The sequence below is a fragment of the Streptomyces sp. NPDC056480 genome, from assembly GCF_042795405.1.
In the GTDB taxonomy this organism is placed as follows: domain Bacteria; phylum Actinomycetota; class Actinomycetes; order Streptomycetales; family Streptomycetaceae; genus Streptomyces.
In genome coordinates this window covers 1-6,571 of record NZ_JBHTSA010000213.1, presented here as the reverse complement: position 1 = coordinate 6,571, position 6,571 = coordinate 1, and the positions used below count along the sequence as shown (strand labels likewise).

The 6,571-nt window shown below is 64.6% G+C and carries 12 protein-coding genes; all 12 read left to right on the top strand.

What is annotated here, in order from left to right; all coding sequences use genetic code 11:
* The first annotated feature begins 57 nt into the window (after positions 1 to 57).
* Entirely contained in the window at positions 58 to 426 is a 369-nt protein-coding gene (gene rplN, locus ACFQ79_RS39850) for a 50S ribosomal protein L14 (protein WP_003956455.1), read from the top strand.
* A 2-nt stretch (positions 427 to 428) separates the two neighbouring features.
* A complete protein-coding gene (gene rplX / locus ACFQ79_RS39845; RefSeq protein ID WP_024755412.1) occupies positions 429 to 740 on the top strand; it encodes a 50S ribosomal protein L24 in 312 nt (103 codons plus the stop codon).
* Positions 737 to 1,294, top strand: a complete 558-nt coding sequence (gene rplE, locus ACFQ79_RS39840; RefSeq protein WP_106975815.1) for a 50S ribosomal protein L5 — start codon at positions 737 to 739, stop codon at positions 1,292 to 1,294. Before rplX ends, rplE begins: the two co-directional genes overlap by 4 nt.
* Positions 1,295 to 1,299: 5 nt before the next feature.
* Entirely contained in the window at positions 1,300 to 1,485 is a 186-nt protein-coding gene (locus tag ACFQ79_RS39835) for a type Z 30S ribosomal protein S14 (RefSeq protein WP_003948630.1), read from the top strand.
* Between the two features lie 208 nt (positions 1,486 to 1,693).
* On the top strand, positions 1,694 to 2,092 hold the full coding sequence (gene rpsH / locus ACFQ79_RS39830) for a 30S ribosomal protein S8 (RefSeq protein WP_015035585.1): 399 nt from the start codon (positions 1,694 to 1,696) through the stop codon (positions 2,090 to 2,092).
* Between the two features lie 21 nt (positions 2,093 to 2,113).
* Positions 2,114 to 2,653, top strand: coding sequence for a 50S ribosomal protein L6 (gene rplF / locus ACFQ79_RS39825; protein WP_383593085.1), 540 nt, complete (start codon positions 2,114 to 2,116; stop codon positions 2,651 to 2,653).
* 3 nt (positions 2,654 to 2,656) lie between these two features.
* The gene (rplR, locus tag ACFQ79_RS39820) at positions 2,657 to 3,040 is read left to right on the top strand and encodes a 50S ribosomal protein L18 (RefSeq protein WP_015035587.1); all 384 of its coding nucleotides are present in this window, start codon (positions 2,657 to 2,659) and stop codon (positions 3,038 to 3,040) included.
* A gap of 46 nt (positions 3,041 to 3,086) precedes the next feature.
* Positions 3,087 to 3,689 carry a 30S ribosomal protein S5 gene (gene rpsE, locus ACFQ79_RS39815; protein WP_017239585.1) on the top strand — a complete coding sequence of 201 codons (603 nt, stop codon included), beginning with the start codon at positions 3,087 to 3,089 and terminating at the stop codon, positions 3,687 to 3,689.
* Entirely contained in the window at positions 3,689 to 3,871 is a 183-nt protein-coding gene (rpmD, locus tag ACFQ79_RS39810) for a 50S ribosomal protein L30 (protein WP_015035589.1), read from the top strand. Before rpsE ends, rpmD begins: the two co-directional genes overlap by 1 nt.
* Before the next feature lies 1 nt (position 3,872).
* Positions 3,873 to 4,328: a 50S ribosomal protein L15 gene (gene rplO, locus ACFQ79_RS39805; RefSeq protein WP_030318646.1), complete on the top strand. Its 456-nt coding sequence runs from the start codon at positions 3,873 to 3,875 to the stop codon at positions 4,326 to 4,328.
* A gap of 213 nt (positions 4,329 to 4,541) precedes the next feature.
* Positions 4,542 to 5,861, top strand: coding sequence for a preprotein translocase subunit SecY (gene secY, locus ACFQ79_RS39800; RefSeq protein WP_073910637.1), 1,320 nt, complete (start codon positions 4,542 to 4,544; stop codon positions 5,859 to 5,861).
* On the top strand, positions 5,861 to 6,508 hold the full coding sequence (locus tag ACFQ79_RS39795) for an adenylate kinase (RefSeq protein ID WP_055598862.1): 648 nt from the start codon (positions 5,861 to 5,863) through the stop codon (positions 6,506 to 6,508). The genes secY and ACFQ79_RS39795 overlap by 1 nt, the downstream gene beginning before the upstream one ends.
* The last annotated feature ends 63 nt before the right edge of the window (positions 6,509 to 6,571 follow it).

The window sequence follows — 6,571 nt, the reverse complement described above, 5'->3', positions numbered from 1 at the left end:
GCGCTGATCACTCAGCGCAACCCCACCGGGAACCGGCAGACAAATCAGGAGATAGACGTGATCCAGCAGGAGTCGCGACTGCGTGTCGCCGACAACACTGGTGCCAAGGAGATCCTTTGCATCCGTGTTCTCGGTGGCTCGGGTCGCCGCTACGCGGGCATCGGTGACGTCATCGTCGCCACCGTCAAGGACGCGATCCCCGGTGGCAACGTGAAGAAGGGTGACGTCGTCAAGGCGGTCATCGTTCGCACCGTCAAGGAGCGCCGCCGCCAGGACGGCTCGTACATCCGCTTCGACGAGAACGCCGCTGTCATTCTCAAGAACGACGGCGACCCTCGTGGCACCCGTATCTTCGGCCCGGTCGGCCGTGAGCTGCGCGAGAAGAAGTTCATGAAGATCATCTCGCTCGCGCCGGAGGTGCTGTAAGCATGAAGATCAAGAAGGGCGACCTGGTCCAGGTCATCACCGGTAAGGACAAGGGCAAGCAGGGCAAGGTCATCACGGCCTTCCCCCGCGAGAACCGCGTCCTCGTCGAGGGTGTCAACCGGGTCAAGAAGCACACCAAGGCCGGCCCGTCGCAGGCCGGTGGCATCGTCACGACCGAGGCTCCGGTCCACGTCTCCAACGTCCAGCTGGTCGTGGAGAAGGACGGCAAGAAGGTCGTCACGCGTGTCGGTTTCCGCTTCGACGACGAGGGCAACAAGATCCGCGTTGCCAAGCGGACGGGTGAGGACATCTGATGGCTACCACCACTCCGCGTCTCAAGACGAAGTACCGCGAGGAGATCGCGGGCAAGCTGCGTGAGGAGTTCTCCTACGAGAACGTCATGCAGGTTCCCGGCCTCGTGAAGATCGTGGTCAACATGGGTGTCGGCGACGCCGCCCGTGACTCGAAGCTCATGGACGGTGCCGTCCGTGACCTGACCACCATCACCGGTCAGAAGCCGGCCGTCACCAAGGCCCGCAAGTCCATCGCGCAGTTCAAGCTTCGCGAAGGACAGCCGATCGGTGCGCACGTCACCCTCCGTGGCGACCGCATGTGGGAGTTCCTGGACCGCACCCTGTCGCTCGCGCTTCCGCGCATCCGCGACTTCCGTGGTCTGTCCCCCAAGCAGTTCGACGGGCGTGGCAACTACACCTTCGGTCTCACGGAGCAGGTCATGTTCCACGAGATCGACCAGGACAAGATCGACCGTGTCCGGGGTATGGACATCACCGTGGTGACCACGGCGACCAACGACGACGAGGGCCGTGCCCTTCTGCGTCACCTCGGCTTCCCGTTCAAGGAGGCGTAAGCGAGATGGCGAAGAAGGCTCTCATCGCGAAGGCTGCCCGCAAGCCCAAGTTCGGCGTGCGTGGCTACACGCGCTGCCAGCGTTGTGGTCGTCCCCACTCCGTGTACCGCAAGTTCGGCCTGTGCCGCGTGTGCCTTCGTGAGATGGCTCACCGTGGCGAGCTGCCGGGCGTGACCAAGAGCTCCTGGTAATCCCTTACTTGGGATGACCGGAGTCTCTCGGTAAGCACTGGGTTGTCGGATGCCCATCCCTCCATGGCTTAGGCTAGGAGGGTTGGGCGTCCGTCGCCCGTACGACTTACTACGCCGTAGGTCCCCGCGCCGCACCCGTCCCGCCCCTGTGTGGGGAGAGGGATGGCGCATACAGGAAACCCCGGCGAGAGAGGCCGAAGGCCAATTCATGACCATGACTGATCCGATCGCGGACATGCTGACTCGTCTGCGTAACGCGAACTCGGCATACCACGACTCCGTGACGATGCCGCACAGCAAGATCAAGTCTCACATCGCGGAAATCCTCCAGCAGGAGGGCTTCATCACGGGCTGGAAGGTCGAGGACGCCGAGGTCGGCAAGAACCTCGTCCTCGAGCTCAAGTTCGGTCCGAACCGTGAGCGCTCCATCGCGGGCATCAAGCGGATCTCGAAGCCCGGTCTCCGGGTTTACGCGAAGTCCACCAACCTGCCGAAGGTCCTCGGCGGCCTGGGCGTGGCGATCATCTCCACGTCCCACGGTCTCCTGACCGGCCAGCAGGCAGGCAAGAAGGGCGTAGGTGGGGAAGTCCTCGCCTACGTCTGGTAGTCGGGAAAGGAAGGAAAGCTCATGTCGCGTATTGGCAAGCTGCCTATCCCGGTTCCCGCCGGCGTGGACGTCACCATCGAGGGCCGCACGGTCACGGTGAAGGGTTCCAAGGGCACCCTGAGCCACACCGTCGCCGCTCCGATCGAGATCGTTAAGGGCGAGGAGGGCGTGCTCAACGTCTCTCGTCCGAACGACGAGCGTCAGAACAAGGCCCTTCACGGCCTGTCCCGCACGCTGGTGGCCAACATGATCACCGGTGTGACCCAGGGTTACGTGAAGGCGCTCGAGATCAGCGGTGTCGGTTACCGCGTGGCCGCGAAGGGCTCCAACCTGGAGTTCCAGCTCGGCTACAGCCACCCGATCCTGGTCGAGGCGCCCGAGGGCATCTCGTTCAAGGTCGAGTCGCCGACCAAGTTCTCGGTCGAGGGCATCGACAAGCAGAAGGTCGGCGAGGTCGCGGCGAACATCCGCAAGCTGCGGAAGCCCGACCCGTACAAGGCCAAGGGCGTCAAGTACGCCGGCGAGGTCATCCGCCGCAAGGTCGGAAAGGCTGGTAAGTAAGCCATGGCATACGGTGTGAAGATCGCCAAGGGCGACGCTTACAAGCGTGCCGCCAAGGCGCGCCGCCACATCCGCATCCGCAAGAACGTGTCGGGTACGGCGGAGCGTCCGCGCCTCGTCGTGACGCGTTCGAACCGCGGTATCACCGCTCAGGTCATCGACGACCTCAAGGGTCACACCCTTGCGTCTGCGTCGAACCTGGACGCGTCGATCCGCGGTGGCGAGGGTGACAAGTCCGCGCAGGCCAAGCAGGTCGGAGCTCTCGTCGCCGAGCGCGCCAAGGCTGCTGGTGTCGAGGCTGTCGTGTTCGACCGTGGTGGCAACAGGTACGCCGGGCGCATTGCCGCTCTGGCTGACGCCGCCCGCGAAGCCGGGCTGAAGTTCTAAGCCCCGGTTCCGGGACTAACGGACGTAACAGAGAGAGGTAAATCCAATGGCTGGACCCCAGCGCCGCGGAAGCGGTGCCGGTGGCGGCGAGCGGCGGGACCGGAAGGGCCGCGACGGTGGCGCTGCCGCCGAGAAGACCGCGTACGTTGAGCGCGTTGTCGCGATCAACCGCGTCGCCAAGGTTGTCAAGGGTGGTCGCCGCTTCAGCTTCACCGCGCTGGTCGTGGTGGGCGACGGTGACGGCACCGTAGGTGTCGGTTACGGCAAGGCCAAGGAAGTTCCCGCGGCCATCGCCAAGGGTGTCGAGGAAGCCAAGAAGAACTTCTTCAAGGTTCCGCGCATCCAGGGCACCATCCCTCACCCGATCCAGGGCGAGAAGGCCGCGGGCGTCGTCCTGCTCAAGCCGGCTTCCCCCGGTACCGGTGTTATCGCCGGTGGCCCGGTGCGCGCCGTGCTCGAGTGCGCCGGCGTTCACGACATCCTGTCGAAGTCGCTCGGCTCCGACAACGCGATCAACATCGTGCACGCGACCGTGGCGGCCCTCAAGGGCCTGCAGCGTCCCGAGGAGATCGCGGCCCGCCGTGGTCTGCCCCTCGAGGACGTCGCCCCCGCGGCTCTGCTCCGTGCGCGTGCTGGGGCGGGTGCCTAATGGCTCGCCTCAAGGTCACGCAGACGAAGTCGTACATCGGCAGCAAGCAGAACCACCGCGACACCCTGCGTTCGCTTGGCCTCAAGAAGGTCAACGACGTGGTTGTCAAGGAGGACCGCCCCGAGTTCCGCGGAATGGTGCACACCGTCCGCCACCTCGTGACGGTCGAGGAGGTTGACTGACATGGCGGAGACCAACCCGCTGAAGGCCCACAACCTCCGTCCCGCCCCCGGTGCCAAGACCGCGAAGACCCGTGTCGGTCGTGGTGAGGCGTCGAAGGGTAAGACGGCCGGTCGTGGTACCAAGGGCACCAAGGCCCGTTACCAGGTTCCGCAGCGCTTCGAGGGTGGGCAGATGCCCCTCCACATGCGTCTGCCGAAGCTCAAGGGCTTCAAGAACCCGTTCCGCACCGAGTACCAGGTCGTGAACCTGGACAAGCTCACCGCGCTCTACCCGCAGGGTGGCGAGGTCACGGTGGCCGATCTGGTCGCCAAGGGTGCGGTTCGCAAGAACCAGCTCGTCAAGGTGCTCGGCACCGGCGAGATCACCGTGGCGCTGCAGGTGACGGTTGACGCCGTCTCCGGCTCCGCCAAGGAGAAGATCGCCGCCGCTGGTGGCACCGTCACCGAGCTCGTCTAAGACGACTCGATGGCTTGAACATCCGATCGGGGATGCCTCCCAAAAGGGGCATCCCCGATTGGTCGTTCCTAGGGGGGCATGGTCGCCGGTAAGGTGGCGTGCACTGTCTAGGCTCCGTGCGGTATGCCCGCACGGGATTGATGACCGATACCTAATCGTCGAACCTCAAGACCGTCACCCTTGACGCATAGCGCGGGGGTCGCAGGAGGCACCGTGCTCACCGCGTTCGCCCGGGCGTTCAAGACGCCCGACCTGCGCAAGAAGCTGCTCTTCACGCTCGCCATCATCGTGCTGTACCGCCTCGGGGCCCACATCCCGGTCCCCGGCGTCAGCTACGAGGCCGTCCAGCAGTGTGTGAAGCAGGCCAGTGAAGGCAACAACAGCCTGTTCGGCCTGGTCAACATGTTCAGTGGCGGGGCGCTGCTCCAGATCACCATCTTCGCGCTCGGCATCATGCCGTACATCACGGCGAGCATCATCCTGCAGCTGCTGACCGTCGTGATCCCGCGCCTGGAAGCCCTCAAGAAGGAAGGCCAGTCGGGTACCGCGAAGATCACGCAGTACACCCGTTACCTGACGGTCGCCCTCGCCGTGCTGCAGGGCACCGGTCTCGTCGCCACCGCCAAGAGCGGTGCGCTGTTCAGTGGCTGCCGTGTCGCCGACCAGGTCGTGCCCGACCCGTCGATCTTCACCATCGCCACGATGGTCCTCACGATGACCGCCGGTACCTGCATCGTCATGTGGCTCGGTGAGCTCATCACCGACCGCGGCATCGGCAACGGCATGTCGATCCTGATGTTCATCTCGATCGCCGCCGGCTTCCCGGGCGCCCTGTGGGCCATCAAGGAGAGCGGCAAGCTCGCCAAGGGCTGGATCGAGTTCGGCACCGTCATCCTCATCGGCTTCGTGATGGTGGCCCTCGTGGTCTTCGTCGAGCAGGCCCAGCGCCGGATCCCGGTGCAGTACGCGAAGCGCATGATCGGCCGGCGTTCCTACGGCGGTACGTCCACGTACATCCCGCTGAAGGTGAACCAGGCGGGTGTGATTCCTGTCATCTTCGCTTCGTCGCTGCTCTACATCCCGGCCTTGATCGCGCAGTTCTCGAACTCCACCGCAGGGTGGAAGACCTGGATCGAAGCCCACTTCGTCAAGGGTGACCACCCCTACTACATCGCGACGTACTTCCTCCTGATCGTGTTCTTCGCCTTCTTCTATGTGGCGATCTCGTTCAACCCCGAGGAAGTCGCGGACAACATGAAGAAGTATGGTGGCTTCATCCCGGGTATCCGGGCTGGTCGACCTACTGCCGAGTATCTGAGCTACGTGCTCAACCGGATCACTTGGCCGGGCTCGCTGTACTTGGGTCTGATCGCTCTTGTGCCGACGATGGCGTTGGCAGGCTTCGGTGGCGCCAATGCCAACTTCCCCTTCGGTGGGACGAGCATCCTCATCATCGTGGGTGTGGGGCTGGAGACCGTGAAGCAGATCGAGAGCCAGCTCCAGCAGCGCAATTACGAAGGGTTCCTCCGCTGATGCGAATCGTCCTCGTCGGACCGCCCGGTGCCGGCAAGGGAACGCAGGCTGCGTTCCTTGCCAAGAACCTGGACATCCCGCACATCTCCACGGGCGACCTGTTCCGAGCCAACATCTCTCAGGGCACGGAGCTCGGTCTCAAGGCCAAGGCGTTCATGGACGCCGGCGACCTGGTGCCCGACGAGGTGACCATCGGGATGGCCAAGGACCGGATGGAGCAGCCGGACGCCGTCAACGGCTTCCTGCTGGACGGGTTCCCCCGCAACGTGGCTCAGGCCGAGGCCCTGGACGTGGTCCTGAAGGCCGAGGACATGCAGCTCGACGCGGTGCTGGACCTGGAGGTCCCCGAGGACGAGGTCGTGAAGCGGATCGCGGGTCGCCGCATCTGCCGCAACGACAGCGCGCACGTCTTCCACGTGGAGTACAACGCGCCGAAGACCGAGGGCGTCTGCGACGCCTGCGGCGGCGAGCTGTACCAGCGTGCGGACGACTCCGAGGAGACGGTCCGCAAGCGCCTGGAGGTCTACCACACGCAGACCGAGCCGATCATCGACTACTACCGGGCGCAGAACCTGGTCGTGACGATCTCGGCGCTCGGCAAGGTGGACGAGGTCACGGCGAAGGCGATGGCCGCGCTCAAGAAGTAACCCTGGTTCGTCCGATACGGCCGCGGTGCCCCTCAGGGGCGCCGCGGCCGTATCGTTGTTCTG

Coding starts and splice junctions, on each gene's coding strand:
- rplX (WP_024755412.1), top strand. CDS start 429: ATGAAGATCAAGAAGGGCGACCTGGTCCAGGTCATCACCGGTAAGGAC.
- ACFQ79_RS39835 (WP_003948630.1), top strand. CDS start 1,300: ATGGCGAAGAAGGCTCTCATCGCGAAGGCTGCCCGCAAGCCCAAGTTC.
- rpsH (WP_015035585.1), top strand. CDS start 1,694: ATGACCATGACTGATCCGATCGCGGACATGCTGACTCGTCTGCGTAAC.
- rplF (WP_383593085.1), top strand. CDS start 2,114: ATGTCGCGTATTGGCAAGCTGCCTATCCCGGTTCCCGCCGGCGTGGAC.
- rplR (WP_015035587.1), top strand. CDS start 2,657: ATGGCATACGGTGTGAAGATCGCCAAGGGCGACGCTTACAAGCGTGCC.
- rpsE (WP_017239585.1), top strand. CDS start 3,087: ATGGCTGGACCCCAGCGCCGCGGAAGCGGTGCCGGTGGCGGCGAGCGG.
- rpmD (WP_015035589.1), top strand. CDS start 3,689: ATGGCTCGCCTCAAGGTCACGCAGACGAAGTCGTACATCGGCAGCAAG.
- rplO (WP_030318646.1), top strand. CDS start 3,873: ATGGCGGAGACCAACCCGCTGAAGGCCCACAACCTCCGTCCCGCCCCC.
- ACFQ79_RS39795 (WP_055598862.1), top strand. CDS start 5,861: ATGCGAATCGTCCTCGTCGGACCGCCCGGTGCCGGCAAGGGAACGCAG.